17 protein-coding genes and 1 rRNA gene are annotated in these 24,788 nt (G+C 55.6%); 14 read left to right on the forward strand and 4 right to left on the reverse strand.

Annotation, left to right across the window (positions count from 1 at the left end):
- Window positions 1-4 precede the first annotated feature (4 nt).
- The 4 genes from rrf to BJP35_RS00380 all read left to right on the forward strand — a co-directional run bounded on the left by rrf (window position 5) and on the right by BJP35_RS00380 (window position 3,244).
- Window positions 5-120: ribosomal RNA gene (rrf, locus tag BJP35_RS00365) — 5S ribosomal RNA — on the forward strand.
- Between the two features lie 134 nt (window positions 121-254).
- Window positions 255-1,283 (forward strand): UDP-N-acetylmuramate dehydrogenase, encoded by a 1,029-nt coding sequence (murB, locus tag BJP35_RS00370; RefSeq protein WP_047742659.1) that lies wholly within the window; start codon window positions 255-257, stop codon window positions 1,281-1,283.
- On the forward strand, window positions 1,280-2,242 hold the full coding sequence (birA, locus tag BJP35_RS00375) for a bifunctional biotin--[acetyl-CoA-carboxylase] ligase/biotin operon repressor BirA (RefSeq protein ID WP_047355813.1): 963 nt from the start codon (window positions 1,280-1,282) through the stop codon (window positions 2,240-2,242). The genes murB and birA overlap by 4 nt, the downstream gene beginning before the upstream one ends.
- 6 nt (window positions 2,243-2,248) lie before the next feature.
- Window positions 2,249-3,244: a glycosyl hydrolase family 8 gene (locus tag BJP35_RS00380; protein ID WP_040018274.1), complete on the forward strand. Its 996-nt coding sequence runs from the start codon at window positions 2,249-2,251 to the stop codon at window positions 3,242-3,244.
- 45 nt (window positions 3,245-3,289) lie between these two features.
- On the opposite strand, the gene bcsG is transcribed toward BJP35_RS00380, so the two are convergent.
- From bcsG to bcsE, 3 genes are read right to left on the reverse strand one after another with little or no spacing between them, the layout of a single operon-like run.
- Window positions 3,290-4,969: a cellulose biosynthesis protein BcsG gene (gene bcsG, locus BJP35_RS00385; RefSeq protein WP_020884479.1), complete on the reverse strand. Its 1,680-nt coding sequence runs from the start codon at window positions 4,967-4,969 to the stop codon at window positions 3,290-3,292.
- On the reverse strand, window positions 4,962-5,159 hold the full coding sequence (gene bcsF / locus BJP35_RS00390) for a cellulose biosynthesis protein BcsF (RefSeq protein WP_025202797.1): 198 nt from the start codon (window positions 5,157-5,159) through the stop codon (window positions 4,962-4,964). The genes bcsG and bcsF overlap by 8 nt, the downstream gene beginning before the upstream one ends.
- Window positions 5,153-6,715, reverse strand: coding sequence for a cellulose biosynthesis c-di-GMP-binding protein BcsE (gene bcsE, locus BJP35_RS00395; RefSeq protein ID WP_020884480.1), 1,563 nt, complete (start codon window positions 6,713-6,715; stop codon window positions 5,153-5,155). Before bcsE ends, bcsF begins: the two co-directional genes overlap by 7 nt.
- Before the next feature lie 173 nt (window positions 6,716-6,888).
- Between bcsE and bcsR the strand changes: the two genes are divergently transcribed.
- The 9 genes from bcsR to BJP35_RS00440 all read left to right on the forward strand — a co-directional run bounded on the left by bcsR (window position 6,889) and on the right by BJP35_RS00440 (window position 22,753).
- Window positions 6,889-7,077 (forward strand): cellulose biosynthesis protein BcsR, encoded by a 189-nt coding sequence (gene bcsR / locus BJP35_RS00400; RefSeq protein ID WP_020884481.1) that lies wholly within the window; start codon window positions 6,889-6,891, stop codon window positions 7,075-7,077.
- Between the two features lie 11 nt (window positions 7,078-7,088).
- A complete protein-coding gene (gene bcsQ, locus BJP35_RS00405; RefSeq protein WP_049021713.1) occupies window positions 7,089-7,841 on the forward strand; it encodes a cellulose biosynthesis protein BcsQ in 753 nt (250 codons plus the stop codon).
- The gene (bcsA, locus tag BJP35_RS00410) at window positions 7,838-10,453 is read left to right on the forward strand and encodes a UDP-forming cellulose synthase catalytic subunit (RefSeq protein ID WP_025202799.1); all 2,616 of its coding nucleotides are present in this window, start codon (window positions 7,838-7,840) and stop codon (window positions 10,451-10,453) included. The genes bcsQ and bcsA overlap by 4 nt, the downstream gene beginning before the upstream one ends.
- 10 nt (window positions 10,454-10,463) lie before the next feature.
- Window positions 10,464-12,884 carry a cellulose biosynthesis cyclic di-GMP-binding regulatory protein BcsB gene (bcsB, locus tag BJP35_RS00415; protein ID WP_032670490.1) on the forward strand — a complete coding sequence of 807 codons (2,421 nt, stop codon included), beginning with the start codon at window positions 10,464-10,466 and terminating at the stop codon, window positions 12,882-12,884.
- Between the two features lie 6 nt (window positions 12,885-12,890).
- Window positions 12,891-13,997: a cellulose synthase complex periplasmic endoglucanase BcsZ gene (bcsZ, locus tag BJP35_RS00420; RefSeq protein ID WP_047742653.1), complete on the forward strand. Its 1,107-nt coding sequence runs from the start codon at window positions 12,891-12,893 to the stop codon at window positions 13,995-13,997.
- Window positions 13,979-17,461, forward strand: a complete 3,483-nt coding sequence (bcsC, locus tag BJP35_RS00425) for a cellulose synthase complex outer membrane protein BcsC (RefSeq protein ID WP_047742651.1) — start codon at window positions 13,979-13,981, stop codon at window positions 17,459-17,461. The genes bcsZ and bcsC overlap by 19 nt, the downstream gene beginning before the upstream one ends.
- A gap of 119 nt (window positions 17,462-17,580) precedes the next feature.
- A complete protein-coding gene (hmsP, locus tag BJP35_RS00430) occupies window positions 17,581-19,587 on the forward strand; it encodes a biofilm formation regulator HmsP (protein ID WP_047742649.1) in 2,007 nt (668 codons plus the stop codon).
- Between the two features lie 159 nt (window positions 19,588-19,746).
- Window positions 19,747-21,033: a dicarboxylate/amino acid:cation symporter gene (locus BJP35_RS00435; RefSeq protein ID WP_014172087.1), complete on the forward strand. Its 1,287-nt coding sequence runs from the start codon at window positions 19,747-19,749 to the stop codon at window positions 21,031-21,033.
- A 226-nt stretch (window positions 21,034-21,259) separates the two neighbouring features.
- Window positions 21,260-22,753 carry a pitrilysin family protein gene (locus tag BJP35_RS00440; RefSeq protein WP_014172086.1) on the forward strand — a complete coding sequence of 498 codons (1,494 nt, stop codon included), beginning with the start codon at window positions 21,260-21,262 and terminating at the stop codon, window positions 22,751-22,753.
- Between the two features lie 45 nt (window positions 22,754-22,798).
- On the opposite strand, the gene BJP35_RS00445 is transcribed toward BJP35_RS00440, so the two are convergent.
- Window positions 22,799-23,728, reverse strand: coding sequence for a sugar kinase (locus tag BJP35_RS00445; RefSeq protein WP_020884489.1), 930 nt, complete (start codon window positions 23,726-23,728; stop codon window positions 22,799-22,801).
- Window positions 23,729-23,956: 228 nt separating this feature from the next.
- Between BJP35_RS00445 and pdeH the strand changes: the two genes are divergently transcribed.
- The gene (pdeH, locus tag BJP35_RS00450; RefSeq protein ID WP_020884490.1) at window positions 23,957-24,730 is read left to right on the forward strand and encodes a cyclic-guanylate-specific phosphodiesterase; all 774 of its coding nucleotides are present in this window, start codon (window positions 23,957-23,959) and stop codon (window positions 24,728-24,730) included.
- Window positions 24,731-24,788 lie beyond the last annotated feature (58 nt).

Below are 24,788 nucleotides of genomic sequence, written 5' to 3' on the forward strand. Positions count from 1 at the left end.
TTTGCCTGGCGGCTTTAGCGCGGTGGTCCCACCTGACCCCATGCCGAACTCAGAAGTGAAACGCCGTAGCGCCGATGGTAGTGTGGGGTCTCCCCATGTGAGAGTAGGGAACTGCCAGGCATCAAATAAGTGAAGAGGCCATCCGAAAGGATGGCCTTTTTGCGTTTTTATCCCTTCCTCGTTGCTCTAAACTAATCACCTATCCCCCCGTATATACGGTAAACTATCCCGGTTTTTGTCTCAGGATAGCGTCTATGAATCACTCCCTTAAGCCCTGGAATACCTTTGGCATTCAACGTAATGCTAATAAAATTGTACGTGCCGATACTGCACAGCAGCTGCTGGATGCCTGGCAAAGCGCAACAGAACAAGACGAACCTGTACTGATTCTGGGCGAAGGAAGTAATGTCCTGTTTCTCGATGATTTTGCGGGAACGGTGATCGTTAACCGCATCATGGGAATTGATGTGGAAGAGCGCGCCGATAGCTGGCATTTGCACGTTGGCGCCGGTGAAAACTGGCATCATCTGGTGCAATACACCCTGGATAAAGGGATGCCAGGACTGGAAAACCTTGCCCTTATCCCTGGCTGCGCCGGATCATCCCCCATTCAAAATATCGGTGCCTATGGCATCGAACTGAAACACGTTTGTGAATACGTAGATTGTATTGAGCTGTCGACCGGCGCGGCTCAGCGTTTAACCGCTGAACAGTGCCGTTTTGGCTACCGTGACAGTATTTTCAAGCATGAATATCAGGATCGCTACGTGATTGTCGCCGTAGGCCTGCGTCTGTCAAAAAACTGGCAGCCGGTGCTGACCTACGGTGATTTAACGCGTCTCGATCCCGAAACGGCGACTGCCCGTGACGTCTTTGACTCGGTGTGCCATATGCGCACGACCAAACTTCCTGATCCTAAAGTGAATGGAAATGCGGGAAGCTTCTTCAAAAACCCGGTTATCAGCAGCGAAAACGCACAAGCGTTTCTTGCAGGTTGGCCTGCCGCCCCCCATTACCCACAGGCGGATGGTAGCGTGAAGCTGGCCGCGGGCTGGCTTATCGATCAGTGCCAGTTAAAAGGCGCCTCCGTGGGCGGTGCGGCCGTTCATCGCCAGCAGGCTCTGGTGCTGATTAATCAAAACGATGCGACCAGCGAGGATGTTGTCCAGTTGGCCCATCACGTCCGTCAGCAAGTGGGCGAAAAATTTAACGTCTGGCTGGAGCCAGAGGTCCGCTTCATTGGCCGTACGGGTGAAGTGAATGCCGTGGAGGTTATCGCGTGAAGGACAATACTATCCCTTTAACCCTGATAAGCATTCTTGCCGACGGTGAATTCCATTCCGGCGAGCAGCTGGGTGAACACCTGGGCATGAGCCGTGCCGCCATTAACAAGCATATCCAGACCCTCCGCGACTGGGGTGTCGATGTCTTTACGGTACCCGGAAAAGGCTACAGCCTGCCGGAGCCGATTCAGCTGCTGAATGAAGAGCTGATCCGCAGCCAGGTAGAGCAGGGCAATGTTGCGGTCTTGCCGGTGATCGATTCGACCAACCAGTACCTTATGGATCGACTCAGCGAATTATCCTCCGGGGATGCCTGTGTAGCCGAGTACCAGCAGGCCGGGCGTGGCCGTCGAGGCCGCAAGTGGTTTTCGCCATTTGGTGCCAACCTCTATCTCTCCATGTACTGGCGTCTGGAGCAGGGTCCCGCTGCTGCTGTTGGCCTGAGTCTGGTCATCGGGATTGTGATGGCAGAAGTGCTGCACGATCTGGGCGCTGATAAGGTGCGGGTGAAATGGCCAAACGATCTTTATCTGAACGATCGTAAACTTGCCGGTATTCTCGTTGAATTAACGGGTAAAACAGGCGACGCGGCGCAAATTGTCATTGGTGCCGGCCTCAATATGGTGATGCGCAATGTACAAAATGACGTGGTGAATCAGGCGTGGACCAACCTGCAGGAAGCGGGGATCACCATCGATCGCAACACCCTTGCCGTGCGTATGATTAAAGAATTACGCAGTTCGCTTTCGCTCTTTGAACAAGAGGGGCTGGCATCCTTCCTGTCCCGTTGGGAAAAGCTGGATAACTTTATTAACCGTCCGGTGAAATTGCTGATTGGTGATAAAGAGATCTACGGTATTTCCCGCGGCATCGACGCACAGGGCGCGTTGCTCCTGGAACAGGATGGCGTGATTAAACCCTGGGTGGGCGGTGAGATTTCACTGCGCAGCGCGGAATAACCCATTATGCGAAAACCCGCATGCGCCGCTCTGGCCGTCATGATGAGTTTACTGTTCTCCCCCCTCTCTCAGGCGGGCCAGGCCTGGGAGAGTTACAAAGCACGCTTCTTTACGCCGGAAGGGCGGATTGTCGATACCGGCAACGGCAATGTTTCGCATACTGAAGGCCAGGGCTTCGCTATGCTGATGGCGGTGGCTAACGACGATAAAACCACGTTTGATAAGCTCTGGAAATGGACTGACAGTACGCTGAAGAACAAAGAAAATGGTCTGTTTTACTGGCGTTATAACCCTGCCGAGTCCAACCCGATTGCTGACAAAAATAACGCCGCCGATGGCGATGTCCTGATTGCCTGGGCGCTGTTGAAAGCGGATACGCGCTGGCATGACAAACAGTACAGCGCCGCATCGGATGCGATAACGAAAGCACTCATTAGCCACACCGTGACCCGTTATGCGGGTTACCGCGTAATGCTGCCCGGTGTCCAGGGGTTTACCCTCGACGGTGAGATCGTGCTTAACCCCTCTTATTTCGTCTTCCCGGCCTGGCAGGCCTTTGCCAGCCGCAGCCATTCGCCGGTCTGGGGCAAGTTGATTCAGGATGGCCATCGCTTGCTGGCAAAAATGGGATCGGGTAAAGCCAGACTTCCCACGGACTGGGTCTCACTGGGCTCTACGGGCACGCTATCCCCGGCCAAAGCCTGGCCGCCACGGATGAGCTACGACGCGATCCGCATTCCACTTTACCTGGCCTGGTCCGATAAGAAGAGCCCGCTGTTAACGCCGTGGCGAGCCTGGTTCGGTCAGTTCCCCCGCGAACAAACTCCCGCATGGGTAAACGTGACGACCAATGAATATGCGCCTTACATGATGGAAGGGGGGCTGCTGGCGGTACGTGATTTAACGATGGGACAGCCATCCGGAGAACCCGAGATCACTGCAAAGGATGATTACTACTCCGCAAGCCTGAAAATGCTTGTATGGCTTGCTGAGCAGCCATAACGGAACGGGTGAGCCCTCTCCCCTGGGGGGAGAGGGAAATGCGGTTTACTGCGGATAAGGTACCCAGTCTCCACCGTTCAGGCGAACGTACGGTTTGTTCTGATACTGAATCACAACCGCGTTCGCGTTCTCAGAGACTTCGGCAGTTTGCGGCAGGTTACTGGTGAGCTGATCCCAGTTCACGCTGTCTTCCACAAACAGTTTGCCGTCAACCGCGCGGGCAACCAGTTCTGAAATGGCCAGATAGCTGGTTGGCTGAGCGATCTCAATCGGTGCGCCCTGATGAGGTGCCTTCATACCAAAGAATTTAATGCCTGCCGGTACGTTGGTAATAGACGGGCTAGGGATATCACGCAGACCTGACACCTGCATTCTGTCGCCTTTCAGCGCGGCGCCGTGTTCAGGTACCACAACCACCATCACTTTACGGCCCGATTTATCCAGCTCCGTAAAGAACGCGTCCAGTTCATCGAAGAATTTCTGCGCACGAACTTTATAATCGGCCGTTTTGCTCACGCCAGGGAAGTGGTTACCATCGTGAAGCGGCAGCGTGTTGTAGAACGTTGCACTGCGCGGATTACTGTCTTTTTCGATGGTCTTCAGCCAGCGTTGCAGCACGGCGGTATCGTCATAAACAGGTGAACCGTCAAAGCCCAGCAGAGTGACCGGCAGTCCGGTTTGATCCATCAGCTGTGCCTGCATACCACCCTGTTCGCGCACCTCTTTCAGGAAGTTACCGAACTGGCCGTTATGTCCCAGCATCAGATGCTGCGTGAAGCCCAGTTTTGAGAGGTTATCGAACAGATAACACTGGTTGCCGGCGGGTTGATACAGGTTCTTATGCGATGTCTGACCGCAGCTTGCGCGAAGCAGGCGAATTGCCGCCGGGCCGCTGTACGAAGTGGCAGAGTTAAAGTCTTTAAACTGGATATCGAAATGGGACCACAGCGGGTGAGACATCAAACCCGCGGCATCGACGTCAGCCCAGGAGAGTGAACAGATGTTGATCACCAGCAGCTCAAACGGCTGAGCATCCGCCGGCAGGGCTTCCGGGAATTTGGTCTGACGTTTATCTTCCGCGGTATAGAAGCTGGAGAGCCAGGCGTTCAGGTTAGTGGACGTCGGCGGTGCGGTCTGCGTCGGGATATCGCCGACCACAGGCGTATCACCTGCCGTCGTGACGGTTGCCGCTGCACTTCCCCCAGTAGTGGTCACCGTGGTCGTGGGTTGACCCGCGGGCCACAGGGAGAAGTCTGGACCTGCAAGCGTCAACACGTTCAGCCAGATCATAATGGCGACGACAAATACCGTGACGCGGATCCATTGTGACAGGAACAGCCAGGCTACCAGCAGCACAAAGACGGCACCTATCATTTGCCAGTTAATAAAGCGCTCGGTCAGGTCAAGGACATAGCTGGCGCTAAACCCTGCCACCTGCGAGCCCTGGCTCATAATACTGTCCGGTCCCGGCAGCCAGGTGTCATGCCAGAACAGAGCAAAGCCGACAGGGATAGCAATCCAGTGACGCAAGCGATGCAGCCTGATATTGGGCAAAGGCATCAGCAGGAAAGCCATAAACACCAGGTTGAGCAGGGGATGGAAATTCAGATAGCCTGCCCACAGCAGACCAAACTTCACCAGAAAGTAGAAGTTCCAGCCGGAAAGGCCGCGCCAGTATTGCCAGAGCGGCGATGGTGACGAAGCGGTATAGGTAGAATTAGTCATGTTTTCGGTCTGCCTTGACGTGTGATGCCCGTGTCAGTGTTCCGGCTGGTTTTACATAGCGAGGTTTTACAAACAGCACTCTGGCCGTATCGCGGATACGGCGTATGGAATGGCGTGCATAGTAGCCAAGCGGGAAAAAGATCAGCGCACAGAATACGACCAGTTGAATGATATCGCTGATATTCATGATGGTGCGTTCTCCCCATTCTCAGTTAACAGGCGAAGGGGTTCCGGTATTCGCCGCCAGACGTGTCCGTCATGTCGGGCGTTGAGAATCGGTTTGGCATCGCTCTTCACGGTGAGCGGTTTCGCCCATTGTTCAGGCTCGAGGGCGCGCATCTGCACCAGCTCTGCACTGATAGAATTATCTTCGAACCAGATCATACGGTTCGAGAAAATATCCCCGGTTGGCAGGGGGAAGATATGGTTAAGGGCGGTATCAAGATCGTTTATCCGGCAGAAGGACAAGAACAGCACCAGGCGGTTGTCGCCGATGGTCATGATGTCTCCTGTGCGGTTCGGACGGCATAACGTGAGCGCCTGTTCAACGCGGATACCCGGTACCGGGCGCAGGGCAACCATCACCCCTTTCCCGTCTGCAGGAAGCAGCGTGTTGCTCATCATGTTGCCGACGGCGTCGCAGAAGGTATCCCATTTCTGGTATCCGCGCAGCTTCATCGGCTGCGTCATGGAGAGCAGGGTGGAGATATCTTCCGGTACGTGACGGTTGAACTGCTGACCCTGAACGCTTTCGAGAAGCGTCAGGCAGCGTGATAACGGCGCATTCCACGGAATGACCATATTGGCACCGCAGCCCAGAAGCAGGCGCTCATCCGTGGCGCGAAGGCTGGTGTTATTTTCGCGCACCACTATTTTTAAGGCGCTTCCGCGCTGGCGACGTAAGGTATGGATCTGTCGCGCCAGCGTTTCAATCTGGTTATTTTGCATGAGCGAAAAAACAATGGTTGCCGCCTGGGTTGTGCGAGCTTCATTAAAAAGCGCTTCGTTAGAATCAAACAACGACCAATTTTCCGAGAGCGCAGGCGCCCCCTCTAAAACGGCAATATGGCTCAGGATTCGTTTTTCATCGCTGCGCGGTTGCACCACGGTTTCTTCCTGCTGCGCCAGGTGCCATTCGCCCTCAATATGTTTAAGGGTGAGCTGTTGTCTGGCGCTTACGCCTTTTTCATTACACCAGAACGCAATATCGTAGAGATAGCTGTCTGCCTGGTTCCGAAGACTCGCCAGACCAAACAGGGAGCGATATTCGCCCATTAAAAGGGAAAACAGTTTGTCGTTATTACTGCCAGGATTGACTATCAATAGCGTGCAATTTTGAAATTTTGCCCATTTATTGATTTTTTCCAGCCAGGGCAGTAGTTTTTCAGCAGGGATATTTTGCAGGGCGTTATTTGAGCATTTCAGAATCACCAGATAGTGATCCGGATCAATAGAGCACTGAATGTCGCGGGACAAAAAGTATAGACTATCGGCCTCCGCAGGCATGGAAAATAATCGCACCGTCTGCGGACCGCGATCGTTTTCAAGGGTGATAATTTTCTTTGGCTCTTCGCCCATGCTCACGACGGCCACGCGGGAATCCTTGCCCTGAGCGGCAATTGTCTTGTTTACCAGACTGATAGCATCTTCATTACGATCCGTATTAATCCACCAGACTCCTCCGACTGGCATGTGGCTCAATTCGTCCCATAATGACTGGATGCCAATAGAAAATATGGAGTCCACGGTGTCCCTCTTTTCGTTTAATTTCTCTGTATCTCAGTTTACTAGCGAAAGCGTAGAAATAAACCTAACATTGAAATTAAAGAACATCAGATTTAGCATGTAAATGAAATTTGATAGGGCAGGAAGCCTCGCTACTTCTGATTGTGCGATTTTACTCAAAGGGATGGAATAGAATGGATAATAACGAACCCGGCACCCCAGTCGACTCAACCCTGGGTTACACATTCCAGAACGACTTTCTGGCGCTGACGCAGGCGTTTTCATTACCTGAAATAGATTACACCGACATTTCCCAGCGGGAACAGTTGGCCGCGGCTATTAAACGTTGGCCGCTATTAGCTGAATTTGCCCAACAACAATAAGGGAGCCATTGATGGCCATACTAGGATTACAGGGCGTCCGTGGTGGAGTAGGTACAACATCCGTTACCGCGGCGCTGGCGTGGTCATTACAGCTTTTAGGTGAATCGGTATTGGTGATTGACGCCTGTGCCGATAATTTGCTGCGCATGTCGTTTAATGTCGACTTTACGCGTACAGAGGGTTGGGCTCGCGCGCTGCTTGATGATAAAGACTGGCGCGATGCGGGTATGCGTTATACCTCGCAGCTTGATGTACTGCCCTTTGGCCAATTGACCACTACCGAGCGTGAAAATGAAGCTGCCTATCAGCGTCTGTTTTCCCAGTTCACCGTCGCGCTGCAGGAGCTGAAAGAAAAAGGCCATTATAAGTGGATCCTTCTGGATCTGCCGCACGGCGCCGGCACGCTGACCCGACAGTTTATGGCGCAGTGCGATCGCGTGCTGTCGATTGTGAACGTCGACGCGAATTGCCATATCCGTCTGCATCAGCAAGGGTTGCCTGAAAATGGTCATATCCTGATTAACGATTTACGCATTGGCAGCCAGATCCAGGACGATCTGTATCAGGTTTGGCTGCAAAGCCAGCGCCGTCTGCTGCCGATTGTTATCCATCGTGATGAGGGCATGGCGGAATGCCTTGCCTCCAAACAGCCACTCGGTGAATACCGCAGCGATTCCCTGGCGGCAGAAGAGATCCTGACGCTGGCGAATTGGTGTCTGCTGCACTTTGCCAAAGGGGCAGAGCCTGCAGGGAGTTCTGTATGAGCCGTCTCGCCAGCTGGTTACTCATCCCGCCGGTCAGTTCGCGTCTGAGCGAACATTACCGGCATTTTCGCCGGCACGGAGCTTCGGCATTCAGCGCCGCGCTCGGCTGCTTCTGGATGATTCTGGCCTGGACGTTCATTCCCCTCGAACACCCGCGCTGGCAGCGCATTCGTGCGCAGCACAGTGAGTTATATCCGCATATTCATCCCGACCGCCCGCGACCGTTGGATCCGGCGCGTTATATCATTCAGGCTGTCTGGCTGGTGGCCACGTCGTCCCGCTCAGAAAACAAAGCGCCGCGCTGGCGCAGCTTCTCCCGCGTGCAACATTTACGTGAGCGCTATCACCAGTGGCTGGACAGTTTGCCTGACCGCGTGGGTGACAAGACCAGCCATCTGGATAACCATAAAGAGCTCGGGCATCTGCACCCGGGCTTGCGGCGTTTTATACTCGGCGTAATCGTCGTTTTCTCGCTCATTCTGGCCCTGGTCTGTATTACGCAACCCTTTAACCCCCTGGCGCAGTTCACCTTCCTGATCCTGCTGTGGGGCGTGGCATTGCTGGTGCGCCGTATCCCGGGACGCTTCTCCGCCCTGATGCTGATAGTGCTGTCGCTGACCGTCTCCTGTCGCTACATCTGGTGGCGTTACACCTCAACGCTTAACTGGGATGACCCGGTCAGCCTGGTGTGCGGTCTGGTTCTGCTGTTTGCGGAAACGTACGCCTGGGTTGTACTGGTGCTGGGGTATTTCCAGGTCATCTGGCCGCTCAACCGTCAGCCGGTTCCGCTGCCAAAAGACACGTCACAATGGCCGTCTGTCGATCTCTTCGTGCCGACCTACAACGAAGACCTGAGCGTGGTAAAAAACACGATTTACGCCGCGCTGGGTATCGACTGGCCGAAAGATAAACTCAAAATCTGGGTCCTGGATGACGGCGGCCGCCCGGCGTTCCGCCAGTTCGCGGAAGAGGTGGGTGTCGAGTACATCGCCCGTACCACGCATGAACACGCCAAGGCCGGGAACATCAATAACGCCCTCAAGTATGCCAAAGGTGAGTTTGTCTCAATCTTTGACTGCGACCACGTGCCGACGCGCTCGTTCCTGCAGATGACGATGGGCTGGTTCCTGAAGGAGAAAGAGCTGGCGATGATGCAGACGCCGCACCACTTCTTCTCGCCGGATCCATTTGAACGTAACCTTGGCCGTTTCCGTAAAACCCCTAACGAAGGTACGCTGTTCTATGGCCTGGTGCAGGACGGGAACGACATGTGGGATGCGACCTTCTTCTGCGGTTCCTGTGCAGTTATTCGCCGTAAACCGCTGGATGAGATCGGTGGCATTGCCGTCGAAACGGTCACCGAAGATGCGCATACCTCGCTGCGCCTGCACCGTCGGGGCTACACCTCCGCGTATATGCGTATTCCGCAGGCCGCGGGTCTGGCAACGGAATCTCTCTCGGCGCACATCGGCCAGCGTATTCGCTGGGCGCGCGGCATGGTGCAGATTTTCCGTCTCGATAACCCCCTGATTGGGAAAGGGCTGAAACTCGCGCAGCGTCTGTGCTACGTCAACGCCATGTTCCACTTCCTGTCCGGTATCCCGCGCCTCATCTTCCTGACCGCGCCGCTGGCGTTCCTGCTTCTTCACGCCTATATCATCTACGCGCCTGCGCTGATGATTGCGCTGTTTGTTCTGCCGCACATGATTCACGCGAGCCTGACGAACTCGAAGATTCAGGGTAAATACCGCCATTCGTTCTGGAGTGAAATCTACGAAACGGTGCTGGCCTGGTACATCGCACCGCCGACGATGGTAGCGCTGATCAATCCGCACAAAGGTAAATTCAACGTCACCGCGAAGGGCGGTCTGGTGGAAGAAGAGTATGTCGACTGGGTCATCTCCCGGCCGTACATCTTCCTGGTGTTGCTGAATATCGTGGGCGTGATTGCCGGTATCTGGCGCTACTTCTACGGCCCGGAAAACGAGATCCTGACCGTGTTCGTGAGTATGGCATGGGTGTTCTACAACCTGATTATCCTCGGCGGCGCGGTTGCGGTGTCGGTGGAGAGCAAACAGGTCCGCCGTGCGCATCGCGTGGAAATCTGCATGCCTGCGGCAATCGCCCGTGAAGATGGTCACCTCTTCTCCTGTACCGTGCACGACTTCTCAGACGGTGGTCTGGGGATAAAAATCAACGGTCAGGCGAAGGTGCTGGAAGGGCAGAAGGTTAACCTGCTGCTGAAGCGCGGCCAGCAGGAGTACGTCTTCCCGACGCAGGTGGTGCGTGTAGCCGGTAATGAAGTCGGTCTGCAGCTGATGCCGCTGACGAAAAAGCAACATATTGATTTTGTGCAGTGTACGTTTGCCCGCGCGGACACGTGGGCTCTCTGGCAGGACAGCTTCCCGGAAGATAAACCTCTGGAAAGCCTGCTGGATATTCTGAAGCTGGGGTTCCGTGGCTATCGTCACCTTGCAGAATTTGCCCCGTCGTCGGTGAAATTAATTTTCCGGTCCCTTACTTCGCTGGTTTCCTGGATCGTATCGTTCGTTCCTCGTCGTCCCGAGCGGGATGAGGCGAAGCAGGCGGACCCGGTTATGGCTCAACAATGATGATAACGCGATGAAAACTAAACTTTCTTGGTTATGTGCAGTGGCAATGGGGGTAAGTGCGCTCCCCACAACGATGGCTAACGCAGCACCCGATAACGCAGCGGCAACGCCTGCTCCGACGGTACCTGTGGTCGCCCAGGCGACCGATCCGGTTATCACCGCGGCACCCGGTCAAACGGAAAACGTCATTCCGAACCAGCCTACGGACGGCAACACCCTGCCGGCAGACAGCAATGTCGTCGGCCAGGTGATGCCGGGCGTACAGGGAGCAAACGCGCCTATTGTCGCGGAAGATGCCCCGTCACGGGACGTGAAGCTGAGCTTTGCGCAGATTGCACCGCCGCCGGGCAGCATGGTGCTGCGCGGTATTAACCCTAACGGTGGCATTGAGTTCGGTATGCGCAGCGATGAGGTGGTCTCTCACGCCATGCTGAACCTTGAATACACGCCATCACCGTCGCTGTTGCCGGTACAGTCTCAGCTGAAGGTTTACCTGAATGATGAGCTGATGGACGTCCTGCCCGTCACAAAAGAGCAACTGGGTAAGAAAACACAGGCCCAGGTGCCGATTAACCCTCTTTTCATCACCGACTTTAACCGCATACGTCTGGAGTTTGTCGGTCACTACCGTGACGTCTGTGAGAACCCTGCCAGCAATACCCTGTGGGTAGACGTAGGACGCAACTCTTCGCTGCAGATGACCTACCAGTCGCTGGCGCTGAAAAACGACCTCTCGTCGTTCCCGGTTCCGTTCTTTGATCCGCGTGATAATCGTCAGTTAGTGCTGCCAATGGTGTTTGCGGCGTCTCCGGACGTCACCGAGCAGCTGGCGGCCACCATTGTGGCATCGTGGTTTGGTTCACGTTCCGGCTGGCGCGGGCAGAACTTCCCGGTGATGTACGACAAAATGCCGGACAGAAACGCGATCGTGTTTGCGACCAACGCGAAACGTCCTGCCTTCCTGCGCGATCACCCGGACGTAAAAGCGCCGACCATTGAGATGATGAGCCACCCGGATAACCCGTACGTGAAGCTGCTGGTGGTCTTCGGGCGTGATGATAAAGACCTGGTGCAGGCGGCCAAGGGCATTGCCCAGGGTAACGTTCTGTTCCGTGGAAACAGCGTGGTGGTGGATGAGGTTAAACCGCTGCTGCCGCGTAAACCTTATGATGCACCAAACTGGGTGCGTACTGACCGTGCCGTCACGTTTGGCGAACTGAAAACGTATGAAGAACAGCTGCAGGCGACGGGGCTTGAGCCAGCCCCGATTAGTCTGTCACTGAATCTGCCGCCAGACCTGTACCTGCTGCGCACCAACGGCATTGATATCAATCTGAGCTACCGTTACACCGCGCCGGCAACCAAAGACAGTTCACGCATGGATATCAGCCTGAACAACCAGTTCCTGCAATCTTTCAGTCTGACAAGCACGCAGGATACTAACCGACTGATGCTCCGTCTGCCGGTGTTGCAGGGGCTGCTGGACGGGAAAACGGACGTCTCTATTCCGGCGCTGAAGCTTGGGGCGATCAACCAGCTGCGCTTTGATTTCCAGTACATGAACCCGATGCCTGGCGGCTCGGTGGATAACTGCATCACCTTCCAGCAAGTACAGAACCACGTTGTGATTGGTGATGAGTCAACCATCGACTTCTCGAAGTATTATCACTTCCTTGCCATGCCGGACCTGCGTGCATTTGCCAATGCCAGCTTCCCGTTCAGCCGTATGGCCGATCTCTCTGAATCCATTGTCGTCATGCCAAAAGCACCAAATGAGGGCCAGGTGACGACCCTGCTGGACACCATGGCGTCCGTGGGTGCGCAGACCGGATTACCGGCAATTAACGTCACGTTGACTGACGATGGTAGCCAGATCCAGAACAAAGACGCGGACATCATGGTGATCGGTAACATCCCGGATAAGCTGAAGGATGACAAGCGTATCGATCTGCTGGTCAAAGCGGCGCAGTCCTGGGTTAACACGCCACTGCGTCAGACCGAGTTCCCGAGCATTATGCCGGATATCAACGATCGTCAGGCCAGCGTGCAGACAACCGTTACGTCTCAGGGACCAATGGCCGCGGTGGTTGGCTTCCAGTCACCTTACAACGAGCAGCGTAGCGTAGTGGCGCTCCTGGCGGACAGCCCGCGTGGGTATGCGTTACTCAACAGCGCGATGAACGACAGCGGCAAACGTGCCGCGATGTATGGTTCGGTGGCGGTGATCCGCGAGTCTGGGGTCAATAGCCTGCGCGTGGGCGATGTGTACTACGTGGGCCATCTGCCGTGGTTCGAGCGTCTGTGGTATGCGCTGGCTAACCATCCGGTTCTGCTGGCTATCCTGGCCGCCGTCAGCGTGGTGTTGCTGGCGTGGGTGCTGTGGCGTCTGCTGCGTATCATCAGCCGTCGTCGCCTTAACCCGGATGAGTAACAGGCGATGAAAGCGTTTCGCTGGTGTGTGTTAGCAGCGTTGATGCTGGCGGCGATCCCTCTTCGCGCCGCCTGCACCTGGCCTGCCTGGGAGCAGTTTAAAAAGGATTACATCAGTGAGAGCGGGCGTGTCATTGATCCCAGCGACACGCGCAAAATCACCACGTCGGAAGGGCAAAGCTATGCGTTGTTCTTTGCCCTGGCCGCGAACGATCGCAAAGCCTTTGATCAATTGCTGACGTGGACGCGCGACAACCTGGCCGGGGGCAATCTGAACGATAATTTGCCCGCCTGGCTATGGGGTCAGAAAGACCACGATAACTGGGCGATAATCGATACCAACTCCGCCTCGGATGCCGATGTCTGGATTGCCTGGTCACTGCTTGAGGCGGGTCGGCTGTGGAAACATCCGGACTATACCCGCACGGGTAAGGCGCTCCTTAAACGCATTGCCCATGAGGAAGTGGTGAAAGTACCGGGACTCGGCTCCATGCTGCTGCCCGGGAAGGTCGGTTTTGCCGAGGAGAAAGCCTGGCGCTTTAACCCCAGCTATCTTCCTCCGCAGATAGCGAGCTATTTCACGCGCTTTGGTGCCCCGTGGACGACCCTTCGTGAAACCAATCTGCGCTTGTTGCTGGAAACGGCGCCAAAGGGGTTTTCGCCGGACTGGGTGCAGTATCAAAAAAACAGAGGCTGGCATTTGCAGCATGATAAATCGCTGGTGGGCGGCTACGACGCCATCCGCGTCTACCTCTGGGTCGGAATGATGAATGACAAAGACGCCCAGAAAGCCCGGTTGCTTACGCGCTTCCGGCCGATGGCGACAATGACAACGAAACACGGTGTACCGCCGGAAAAAGTGGATGTGGCGAGCGGGAAGCCTGCGGGCAAGGGGCCGGTCGGCTTTTCCGCTGCGATGCTGCCTTTTTTACAGCAGCGTGATGCGCAGGCGGTACAGCGCCAGCGCGTTGCAGATAATTTTCCCGATAATAATGCCTATTACAGCTACGTACTGACTCTCTTCGGGCAAGGATGGGATCAGCATCGTTTTCGCTTCACCGCTCAAGGTGAATTAATACCGGACTGGGGCCAGGAATGCGCAACTTCACAGTAAATCTTCTCAGTTTATCGCTTAGCCTGGCACTGATGCCGCTGGCTCAGGCCGCTAACTCCCCGCAGCAGCAACAGCTGCTGCAACAGGTGCGGCTGGGTGAATCGACGCAGCGTGAGGATTTGGTTCGTCAGTCGCTCTACCGCCTTGAGCTGATTGACCCGAACAACCCCGACGTCATTGCGGCGCGCTTTCGTTACCTGCTTCGTCAGGGTGATAACGCCGGTGCGCAAAAAGAGCTGGATCGTCTGAAAGGGATCGCGCCGGGCTCCAGTGCGTATCAGTCCTCGCGCAATACGATGCTGCTTTCTACGCCTGAAGGCCGTCAGCAGTTACAGCAGGCCCGGTTACTGGCTACAACGGGTCATACTCAGGAGGCCATTGCGGCCTATGACAAGCTTTTTGACGGTAATCCGCCGGGCGGTGACGTGGCGACGGAATACTGGAATGTTGTGGCGAAAGATCCTGCCCGCCGTAGCGTCGCCATTAACCAGTTGAAGAAAATTAACGCCAGCAGCCCGGGCAATACGCAGCTGCAGGGCACGCTGGCACAGCTGCTGTTCCAGACCGGACGCCGCGATGAAGGCTTTGCGGTGTTGCAGGAGATGGCCAAATCCAGCAATGGCCGCAGCCAGGCATCTGATATGTGGTATGAGCAGATCAAAGATCAGCCTGTCAGCAACGCCAGCGTCAGCGCGCTGCAAAAATACCTGAGCGTCTTCAGCGACGGCGACAGCGTAGCGGCGGCGCGTACTCAACTTGATACGCAGCAAAAACAGCTCGCCGATCCAACGTTCCGTGCAAAAGCACAAGGGCTGGCGGCGGTGGATGCCGGGCAGGGCGATAAGGCGGTGGCGGATCTGCAAAAAGCGGTCAGCGCAAATCATGCCGACAGCGAAGCCGTGGGCGCGCTTGGACAGGCGTACTCTCAGAAAGGCGATCGCGCCCGTGCGGTGGCGCAGTTTGAAAAGGCGATCGCCCTCGATCCGCAGAGCGATAACCGTGGCAAATGGGACAGTTTGCTGAAAGTTAACCGCTACTGGCTGCTGATCCAGCAGGGTGATACCGCCCTGAAAGCGAACAATACGGCGCAGGCGGAACGTTATTACCAGCAGGCGCGTACCCTCGACAATACCGACAGTTATGCGGTGCTGGGGCTGGGAGATGCCGCGGCGGCGCGTAAAGACACGGCTGCGGCGGAACGTTATTACCGTCAGGCGCTGCGTATGGACAGCGGTAACAGCAATGCCGTTCGTGGCCTTGCCAATGTTTATCGTGCGCAGTCCCCGGAAAAGGCCGCGCAGTTTATCCAGTCGCTCTCTGCCAGCCAGCGCCGAAGCATTGATGACATTGAACGTAGCCTGACCAACGAGCAGCTGTCAGCCCAGGCGGAACAGCTGGAAAACCAGGGCCAATACGCTCAGGCGGCGGAAATTCAGCGTCGTCGTCTGGCACTCTCTCCGGGCGACGTCTGGATAACCTACCGTCTGTCGCGCGATCTCTATAGCGCGGGCCAGCGCAGCCAGGCGGATAACCTGATGCGCCAGCTTGCCAGCCAGAAACCGTCCGATCCGGAACAGGTGTATGCCAGTGGGCTGTATCTCTCCGGAAACGATCAGGACCGGGCCGCGCTCACGCATCTGGAGACGCTTCCGCGCAGCCAGTGGAACGCCAATATTAAGGAGCTTGCCGACCGCCTGCAGAGTAACCAGACGCTGGAAACGGCAAACCGACTGCGCGACAGCGGCAAAGAGCAGGAGGCGGAAAACCTCCTTCGCCAGCAGCCGTCCTCTACCCGTATCGACTTAACCCTTGCGGACTGGGCGCAGCAGCGTGGCGATCTGGAGGCCGCGAAAACGGCTTACAACACCGTGCTGGAGCGTGAACCGCAGAACGAAGATGCGATCCTCGGTCTGACCGAAGTGTATAGCGCCCAGGGCAACAAAGAGGCAGCCCGTGCCGCGCTGGCAAAACTGCCTGCCGCGCAAAACGGAGAGCCGCTGTCGCTCAATATGCAGCGCCGGATCGCGATGGCGCAGGCAGGCCTTGGGGATTCCGCCGCCGCAGAGCAGACGTTCAGCAAGATTATTCCTCAGGCGAAATCACAGCCTGCATCTATGGAAAACGCGCTGGTATTACGTGATGCCGCCCGTTTCCAGACGCAAAATGGTCAGCCTCAGCAGGCACTGGAAACGTATAAAGATGCGATGGTGTCGTCAGGCGTCACGACGACACGTCCGGCTGACAATGACAGCTTTACCCGCCTGACGCGTAACGACGAAAAAGACGACTGGCTGAAACGCGGCGTGCGTAGCGACGCCGGTGATTTGTACCGTCAGCAGGATGTTAACGTCACGCTGCAGCATGATTACTGGGGCTCCAGCGGCACCGGCGGCTATTCCGATCTTAAAGCGCATACCACCATGTTACAGGTGGATGCACCACTGGCGGATGGCCGTATGTTCCTGCGTAGCGATTTGGTCAATATGGATGCCGGGTCCTTTTCCACCGATAACGGTACCTACGATCCGAAATGGGGCACTTGTGCCGAAACGCCGTGTAGTGGCAACACGCATCAGTCAGCAAATGGCGCGAGTATTGCCGTGGGCTGGCAGAATAAAACCTGGGCGTGGGATATTGGGACCACGCCGATGGGCTTTGACGTTGTCGACGTGGTCGGCGGTGTAAGCTACAGCAGCGACCTGGGGCCAATCGGTTACACCGTTAACGCCCATCGTCGCCCGATCTCCAGCTCTCTGCTCGCCTTTGCCGGGCAAAAAGATACCAACACCGGCACCACCTGGGGCGGCGTGCGCGCAACCGGCGGTGGCGCGAGCATCAGTTATGACAAAGGTGAGGCGCACGGCGTCTGGTCGAGCCTGAATGCGGAAACGCTGACGGGTAAAAATGTGGAAGATAACTGGCGCGTCCGCTGGATGACCGGTTACTACTACAAGCTCATCAATAAAAACAATGAGCGTCTGACCGTCGGCGTGAGCAACATGCTCTGGCACTACGATAAAGATCTGAGCGGTTATACCCTGGGTCAGGGCGGTTATTACAGCCCGCAGGAGTATGTCTCCTTCGCGTTGCCTGTCACCTGGCGTAAACGTACCGAGAACTGGTCCTGGGAGCTGGGCGGATCGGTGTCATGGTCTCATTCTAAAACTAACGACGTGATGCGCTATCCCATTCAGGGACTGATTCCGACCGATGAGCCCGGTCGCTACACCGACAGAGGCGAAATGGAAACCGGCAGCAGCTCCTCAGGTACGGGTTATACCGCACGGGCCATTATCGAGCGCCGGGTCACGTCCAACTGGTTTGTGGGCCTCGGTGTGGATATTCAGGAAGCAAAAGATTATACCCCAAGCCACGCACTGCTTTATGTACGCTACTCTGCTGCAGGCTGGCAGGGCGATATGGACTTACCGCCGCAGCCGCTTATCCCTTACGCGGACTGGTAATCGGATTTAACTTAATCCATTTGTAAGTCTCTCTTAAAAGTACAGCAATCGGGTATACTCAGGCGCACCAGGTTTACACCCTGGTGCGCCCTGCGCTTCGAGTTTTGTGGAGAGTCATTTTGCGTGTCAGCCGTTCCTTAACTATCAAACAGATGGCGATGGTTTCTGCCGTCACAATGCTGTTTGTACTCCTTTTTTGCGTAATTTTGCTGTTTCATTCCGTACAGCAGAATCGCTATAACACGGCTTCGCAATTAGAAAGTATTGCCCGCTCGGTGCGTGGCCCGCTCTCTGCCTCTATTTTGAAAGGGGATATTCCCGAAGCGGAAACCATTTTAAAACGCATTCAGCCTGCCGGTGTCGTGAGCCGCGCAGACGTGGTGTTACCCAATCAGTTTCAGGCGCTGCGGATGAGTTTTATCCCCGAGCGCCCGGTCCCCATGATGGTGATGCGACTGTTTGAACTGCCGGTGCAGATTTCGCTGCCGGTCTATTCGCTTGAGCGTCCCGCGAATCCACAGCCGTTGGCCTACCTTGTTCTGCAGGCAGACTCGTACCGCATGTACAAGTTCGTCATGAGCTGGGTTGTCACGTTAGTGACCACTTGCTTACTTATGACGCTTATTCTGAGCGTGGCGCTGACCTGGTGTATTAACCGTCTGATTGTGCATCCGCTACGCCGGATTGCCCGGGAGTTGAACACGCTTTCACCGCAGGACCAGGTGGGGCATCAGCTTCCGCTGCCGCGTCTTCATCATGATGACGAGATTGGTATGCTGGTACGCAGCTATAACCTCAACCAGCAGCGGATGCAGCGCCAGCAGGATGAGCTGAACAGCAGCGCCACGCGCTTCCCGGTGTCGGAGCTGCCCAATAAAGCCTTCCTGATGGCGATGCTGGAACAGACTGTCGCCCGCCAGCAAACCACCGCGCTGATGGTGATCGCCTGTGAAACCCTGCAGGACACCGCCGGCGTGCTCAAAGAGAACCAGCGTGAAATGCTGCTCTTGACGCTGGTGGAGAAAGTGAAGTCCGTGCTGGCCCCGCGCATGGTGCTGACCCAGGTCAGCGGGTATGACCTGGTGGTAATTGCCAACGGCGTGAAAGAGCCGTGGCATGCGATCACGTTAGGTCAGCAAGTACTCACTGTCATTAATGAGCGGCTGCCCATTCAGGGCATCCAGCTTCGTCCAAGCGCCAGTATCGGTATTGCGATGTACTACGGTGACTTAACGGCGGAACAGCTTTACCGTCGTGCTTTCTCGGCGGCGTTTACCGCCCGGCGCAAAGGGAAAAATCAGATCCAGTTCTTCGACCCGGAACAGATGGAAAGGGCGCAGCAGCGCCTGACGGAAGAGAGCGACATTTTGACCGCGCTGGATAACCGTCAGTTTGCCCTCTGGCTCCAGCCGCAGGTGAATTTGCTGACGGGCGAGGTGATCAGCGCGGAAGCGCTGCTGCGCGTGCAGCAGCCGGATGGTTCATGGGAATTGCCGGAAGGGCTCATTGAGCGCATTGAATCCTGTGGCCTGATGGTCACCGTCGGTTACTGGGTGCTGGAGGAGTCGTGCCGACAGCTTGCTGCCTGGCAGGAACGAGGCGTGACGCTCCCGCTGTCGGTCAACTTGTCCGCCCTGCAGCTGATGCATCCGACCATGGTGTCTGAGATGCTGGAGCTGATCCATCGTTACCGGATCAAGCCTGATACGCTAACGCTGGAAGTCACGGAAAGCCGGCGTATTGACGATCCTAATGAGGCGGTCGCGATTCTGAAACCGCTGCGTAATGCCGGTATACGCATCGCGCTGGACGATTTCGGTATGGGTTATGCCGGGCTGCGTCAGCTTCAGCATATGAAAACCCTGCCGGTGGATGTGCTGAAAATCGACATAGCCTTTGTTGAAGGGTTGCCGGAAGACAGCAGCATGGTCCAGGCCATTATCCAGCTGGCCCGCAGCCTGAAACTGCAGCTGATTGCCGAAGGGATTGAGACAGACGCGCAGCGCACCTGGCTGGCTGAAGCGGGCGTGGAGGGCGGACAGGGCTTCCTGTTTGCACCGGCTGTTCCGTCGGATGTCTTTGAACAACGCTACCTTTCCGGTGGGGACAATAGCGCAAACGTGTAATTTTGTTGCTGGCTTGTGCGAGCCAGCTCAAAGTTCTTAACATTTGTGTTTCAAATTTGAACTGGGTTTATTTCTGTCCTGTTATACGGGTGTTATTTTAGAGCCGCAGGTTAACCATAACCTTACAAAGCCTGTGGTTTTTCTTCCCAAGGACACCCTATGAAAACCTCACTCTTCAAAAGTCTCTATTTTCAGGTCCTGACAGCCATCGCAATCGGTATTTTGCTTGGTCACTATTACCCTGAACTTGGCGCACAAATGAAACCGCTTGGCGACGCATTCGTTAAGCTCATCAAAATGGTCATCGCCCCGGTGATCTTCTGTACCGTCGTGACGGGCATCGCTGGCATGGAAAGCATGAAGGCGGTAGGCCGTACCGGTGCAGTGGCGCTTCTCTATTTCGAAGTGGTCAGTACCCTTGCGCTGATTATTGGTCTTATCATCGTGAACGTGGTGCAGCCCGGTGCGGGGATGAACGTTGACCCGTCGACGCTGGATGCCAAAGCGGTCGCGGTGTATGCCGATCAGGCGAAAGACCAGGGGGTAGTGGCCTTCCTGCTGGACGTTATCCCAGGCAGCGTCATCGGTGCATTTGCCAGCGGCAACATTCTGCAGGTGCTGCTGTTTGCCGTCATGTTTGGCTTTGCCCTGCACCGTCTGGGCAACAAAGGCCAGCTGATCTTTAACGTCATTGAAAGCTTCTCGCAGGTCATCTTCGGCATCATCAATATGATCATGCGCCTGGCGCCTATTGGGGCCTTCGGTGCGATGGCATTCACCATCGGTAAGTACGGCGTGGGTACCCTGGTGCAGCTGGGCCAGCTCATCATCTGCTTCTATATCACCTGTATTCTGTTCGTGGTGGTGGTGCTGGGCTCAATCGCCCGCGCGGCAGGGTTCAGCATTTTCAAATTTATCCGTTATATCCGCGAAGAGCTGCTGATTGTTCTGGGGACCTCTTCATCCGAATCGGCCCTGCCGCGCATGCTCGATAAGATGGAAAAGCTGGGCTGCCGTAAATCGGTGGTGGGGCTGGTCATCCCGACGGGCTACTCCTTCAACCTTGATGGCACCTCGATATACCTGACAATGGCGGCCGTGTTTATCGCTCAGGCGACCAACAGCCATATGGACATTTTCCATCAGGTTACCCTGCTGGTGGTGCTCCTGCTCTCGTCTAAAGGGGCCGCAGGTGTCACTGGCAGTGGCTTTATCGTGCTAGCGGCCACCATTTCCGCGGTCGGACACCTGCCGGTGGCGGGTCTGGCGCTGATTCTCGGTATTGACCGCTTTATGTCTGAAGCCCGTGCCTTGACCAACCTCGTAGGTAACGGTGTGGCAACGGTAGTCGTGGCAAAATGGGTGAAAGAGCTGGATCACAAAAAGCTCGACGATACGTTAAATAATCGCCAGTCAGACAGCAAAACTCCTGGTTTATCCTCTTAATATTGTCACAAATGCCCGCATTCCCTTGTCGGGATGCGGGCTCCTGCGCATAATAACTGTTCGTACCTGTCATAATTCGACAAGATTTTTTTTGGGTATATTTCACTTCTGACCGTGACGTTTTGTAGAACACGCGGTCTAATCGACGTGTTTTCATCGTCATCTTTTAGAGTGAAACGCGTCGCGAGACACTCTCTTTAACCAGGAATGTTGATCAGGGGTTCACATGCAGGGCACAAAAATTCGACTCTTAACCGGCGGTTTGCTGATGATGGCAGCAGCCAGTTATGTGCAGGCAGATGCGCTCCAGCCAGACCCGGCCTGGCAACAAGGGACACTAGCGAACGGTTTTCAGTGGCAGGTTTTAGCCACCCCACAACGTCCGAGTGACCGTGTTGAAATCCGTCTGTCTGTCAATACCGGCTCCCTCACGGAAAGCACTCAGCAAACCGGTTTTAGCCATTTTATTCCCCGACTGGCGCTCACGCAGAGCGGCAGTTTGCAAGCAGTTCAGGTGCGTTCGCTCTGGCAACAGGCCATTGATCCGAAACGCCCGCTTCCGCCGGCTGTGGTCTCGTATGACTACACCATGTTCAACCTGAGCCTGCCAAATAACCGTAACGACCTGCTCAAAGAAGCCCTTACGTATCTCGCCGATGCGTCGGGCAATCTGGCGATTACGCCGGAAACCGTTAACTATGCGCTGAGCAACAGTGACATGGTTGCCACCTGGCCTGTGGACACCAAAGAGGGCTGGTGGCGTTACCGCCTGAAGGGTTCAACGCTGCTTGGGCATGACCCGGCTGAGCCGCTGAAACAGCCAGTGGACGCTGAGCAGGTAAAATCGTTCTACCAGAAATGGTACACCCCGGACGCGATGACGCTTATCGTGGTGGGGAATGTGGACAGCCGTGCGGTGGTGGAGCAGATCAACAAAGCGTTTGGCGAACTGAAAGGCAAACGCGAAACACCGGCCCCTGTCCCAACGCTCTCTCCGCTGCGTGCAGAGCCTGTCAGCATTATGACGGATACCGTTCGTCAGGATCGCCTCTCCGTCATGTGGGATAACGCCTGGCAGCCAATCCGTGAGTCAGCGGCGCTACTGCGCTACTGGCGTGCCGATCTGGCACGTGAAGCGCTGTTCTGGCACGTTCAGCAGACGCTCAGCAAGAATAACGTGAAGAATATCGGTCTCGGCTTTGACTGCCGCGTGTTGTTCCAGCGTGCACAGTGTGCCATTAACGTTGAATCGCCGGGCGATAAGCTGAATGCGAATCTGGGCGTGGTGGCAAAAGAGCTGGCAAAAGTGCGCAAAGAGGGTCTGTCGGAAGAAGAGTTCAATGCGCTGGTCGCGCAGAAAAAACTTGAGCTGCAGAAGCTGTTTGCAACGTATGCCCGCGCCGATACCGACATTCTGATCAGCCAGCGTATTCGCTCACTGCAGAATCAGGTGGTGGATATCGCGCCGGAGCAGTACCAGAAGCTTCGTCAGGACTTCCTGGAGGGGTTGACCGTCGATATGTTGAATCAGGACTTACGTCAGCAGCTGTCGCAGGAAATGGCGTTGATTCTTCTGCAGCCGAAAGGCGAGCCGGAATATGACATGAAGGAACTTCAGTCGACCTGGAATACCATTATGGCCTCCGCGCCGCAGCCATCGCAGGCTGCTACGGCAGATGATTTGCACCAGGACGCAACGGATATCCCGCAGGGGCAGTAATGCCCCTCATCCAGAACCCTCTCCCTGTCGGAGAGGGTTTTGTTTTTACTGTGGCATTGCCTCACGCGGAATAATTGCCCCGCGATACTGGATCACGGTGCTCGCCGTCAGGTGTCCACGCTGGGCCGCCGCTTCTGGCGTCCCGCCCGTCAGACGCACCGCCAGATAGCCCGCACTGAATGAATCACCCGCCGCCGTCGTATCAATCACTTTCTCTTTCGGCAACGTCACCGCAGGGACGTCGATGACGGCTTCACCTTCGATGGCGACCAGACACGAATCAGCCCCGCGCTTAATCACCACTTCACTTACGCCGGCGGCCTGCGTACGCGCAATCACCTCATCAACGGGTTTCTCACCCCACAGCGCATCTTCATCATCGAGCGTCAGGAAGGCGATATCGGTGCATTGCAGTATCTGCTGATAAACCTGCTGCGTCTCTTCACGGCTGGCCCACAGGCGCGGACGGTAGTTATTATCGAAAATAACCTTGCCGCCATTGGCGCGGCATTCACGCAGTAACGACAGCAGCTTTTCACGGCTGGCTGAGCTTAAAATAGCCAGGCTAATCCCGCTCAGATAAAGATAATCAAAGGTGGCTAACGCTTCGCAGATGGCAGCCGCATCGTCGCTCTCCAGCCAGAATTTGGCCGCGGCTTCGTTACGCCAGTAGTAGAAGGTCCGCTCGCCGGTATCGTCGGTTTCAATGTAGTAAAGCCCCGGCAGGCGGTTTTCCATACGCTGTATCAGCGAGGTGTCCACCTGCTCACTCTGCCAGGCTTCCAGCATTTGCTGGCTGAAACTGTCCGTCCCCAGGGCGGTGACGTAGTTCACGGTAAGGGCCTCAGGGGCAACCTGACGGGCAATATAAACGGAGGTGTTTAACGTATCGCCACCAAAACCGCGGCTGACTTCCGCGCCTTTTTGTGACAGCTCAATCATGCATTCGCCAATCACGGCAATTTTCTTGGTCATAATCGTGAACCTGAACAGAGTAATTTTCGGTAGTGTGCGCTGAGTGAATTATGCGGTCAACTATATTAAAACGACGTTCCATTATTTTATTTGAGCCAGCGCGTGTTCCTGTTAATTTCTGCCCGCTTAATTTCATTTTCCGGGTGAATTGAACATAAAGTTCTCAATTGCCGGGCCGATAACCCTTTGACGAGTCCAGAAAGGCCATCCAACAACAGGACATCTGAAATGAAGTCAGAGCAGGTTATCCAGCGGCTGAGCACTACGCCTGAGGCAAGTATTGAGAACTTGCAGGAGCATCGCTACTGGCTGCAATGTGAGCGTGCGTACACCTATCAGCCGATCTACCGAACGGACGGTCGACTGATGGCTATTGAAATTTTGACCGTCGTGACGCACCCGTCAAACCCCTCACAGCGTATCGCACCGGACCGCTATTTTGCCGAAGTTGCCGTGCGCCAGCGCCTGGATGTGCTGGAAGAACAGCTCCGTATGCTGGCAACCAAACAGGCCTTTTTCGAACAGCACGCCATCCTCGCCTCGGTCAACGTCGATGGACCCACCCTGCTGGCGCTGCGCCAGAACGCGAAATTACAGGAGCTGATCGCCTCCTTACCGTGGATGCGCTTTGAGCTGGTGGAGCATGTTCGTCTGCCACAGGACTCATCATTTGCCTCAATGTGCGAATTCGGCCCGCTGTGGCTGGATGACTTTGGCACCGGGATGGCGAACTTCTCTGCCCTCAGCGAAGTGCGTTACGACTACATTAAAGTGGCCCGCGACCTGTTCATTATGCTGCGCCAGACCCCGGAAGGGCGGAATCTGTTTACGCTGTTATTACAGCTGATGAACCGCTACTGCCAGGGCGTGATAGTGGAAGGCGTGGAAACGCTGGAAGAGTGGCGTGATGTGCAAAATTCTCCCGCGGCGGCGGCACAAGGCTATTTCCTCTCTCGTCCGGTCCCAATGGATACCCTCGATTCCGTGATAACGATCCTCTGATCTGCCCGCTTCCCTTTGTCTGAACTATAGTTTTACAGGTAAGGTCATCAGGAAAGGG

The organism is Enterobacter sp. J49 (assembly GCF_002148625.1).
GTDB classification, from domain to species: Bacteria; Pseudomonadota; Gammaproteobacteria; order Enterobacterales; family Enterobacteriaceae; genus Enterobacter; species Enterobacter ludwigii.

Bases quoted from the DNA above. Each gene is read 5' to 3' on its own strand.
- murB (WP_047742659.1), top strand. From the start codon at position 255: ATGAATCACTCCCTTAAGCCCTGGAATACCTTTGGCATTCAACGTAAT.
- BJP35_RS00380 (WP_040018274.1), top strand. From the start codon at position 2,249: ATGCGAAAACCCGCATGCGCCGCTCTGGCCGTCATGATGAGTTTACTG.
- bcsG (WP_020884479.1), bottom strand. From the start codon at position 4,969: ATGACTAATTCTACCTATACCGCTTCGTCACCATCGCCGCTCTGGCAA.
- bcsR (WP_020884481.1), top strand. From the start codon at position 6,889: ATGGATAATAACGAACCCGGCACCCCAGTCGACTCAACCCTGGGTTAC.
- bcsQ (WP_049021713.1), top strand. From the start codon at position 7,089: ATGGCCATACTAGGATTACAGGGCGTCCGTGGTGGAGTAGGTACAACA.
- bcsA (WP_025202799.1), top strand. From the start codon at position 7,838: ATGAGCCGTCTCGCCAGCTGGTTACTCATCCCGCCGGTCAGTTCGCGT.
- bcsB (WP_032670490.1), top strand. From the start codon at position 10,464: ATGAAAACTAAACTTTCTTGGTTATGTGCAGTGGCAATGGGGGTAAGT.
- bcsZ (WP_047742653.1), top strand. From the start codon at position 12,891: ATGAAAGCGTTTCGCTGGTGTGTGTTAGCAGCGTTGATGCTGGCGGCG.
- bcsC (WP_047742651.1), top strand. From the start codon at position 13,979: ATGCGCAACTTCACAGTAAATCTTCTCAGTTTATCGCTTAGCCTGGCA.
- BJP35_RS00435 (WP_014172087.1), top strand. From the start codon at position 19,747: ATGAAAACCTCACTCTTCAAAAGTCTCTATTTTCAGGTCCTGACAGCC.
- BJP35_RS00440 (WP_014172086.1), top strand. From the start codon at position 21,260: ATGCAGGGCACAAAAATTCGACTCTTAACCGGCGGTTTGCTGATGATG.
- BJP35_RS00445 (WP_020884489.1), bottom strand. From the start codon at position 23,728: ATGACCAAGAAAATTGCCGTGATTGGCGAATGCATGATTGAGCTGTCA.
- pdeH (WP_020884490.1), top strand. From the start codon at position 23,957: ATGAAGTCAGAGCAGGTTATCCAGCGGCTGAGCACTACGCCTGAGGCA.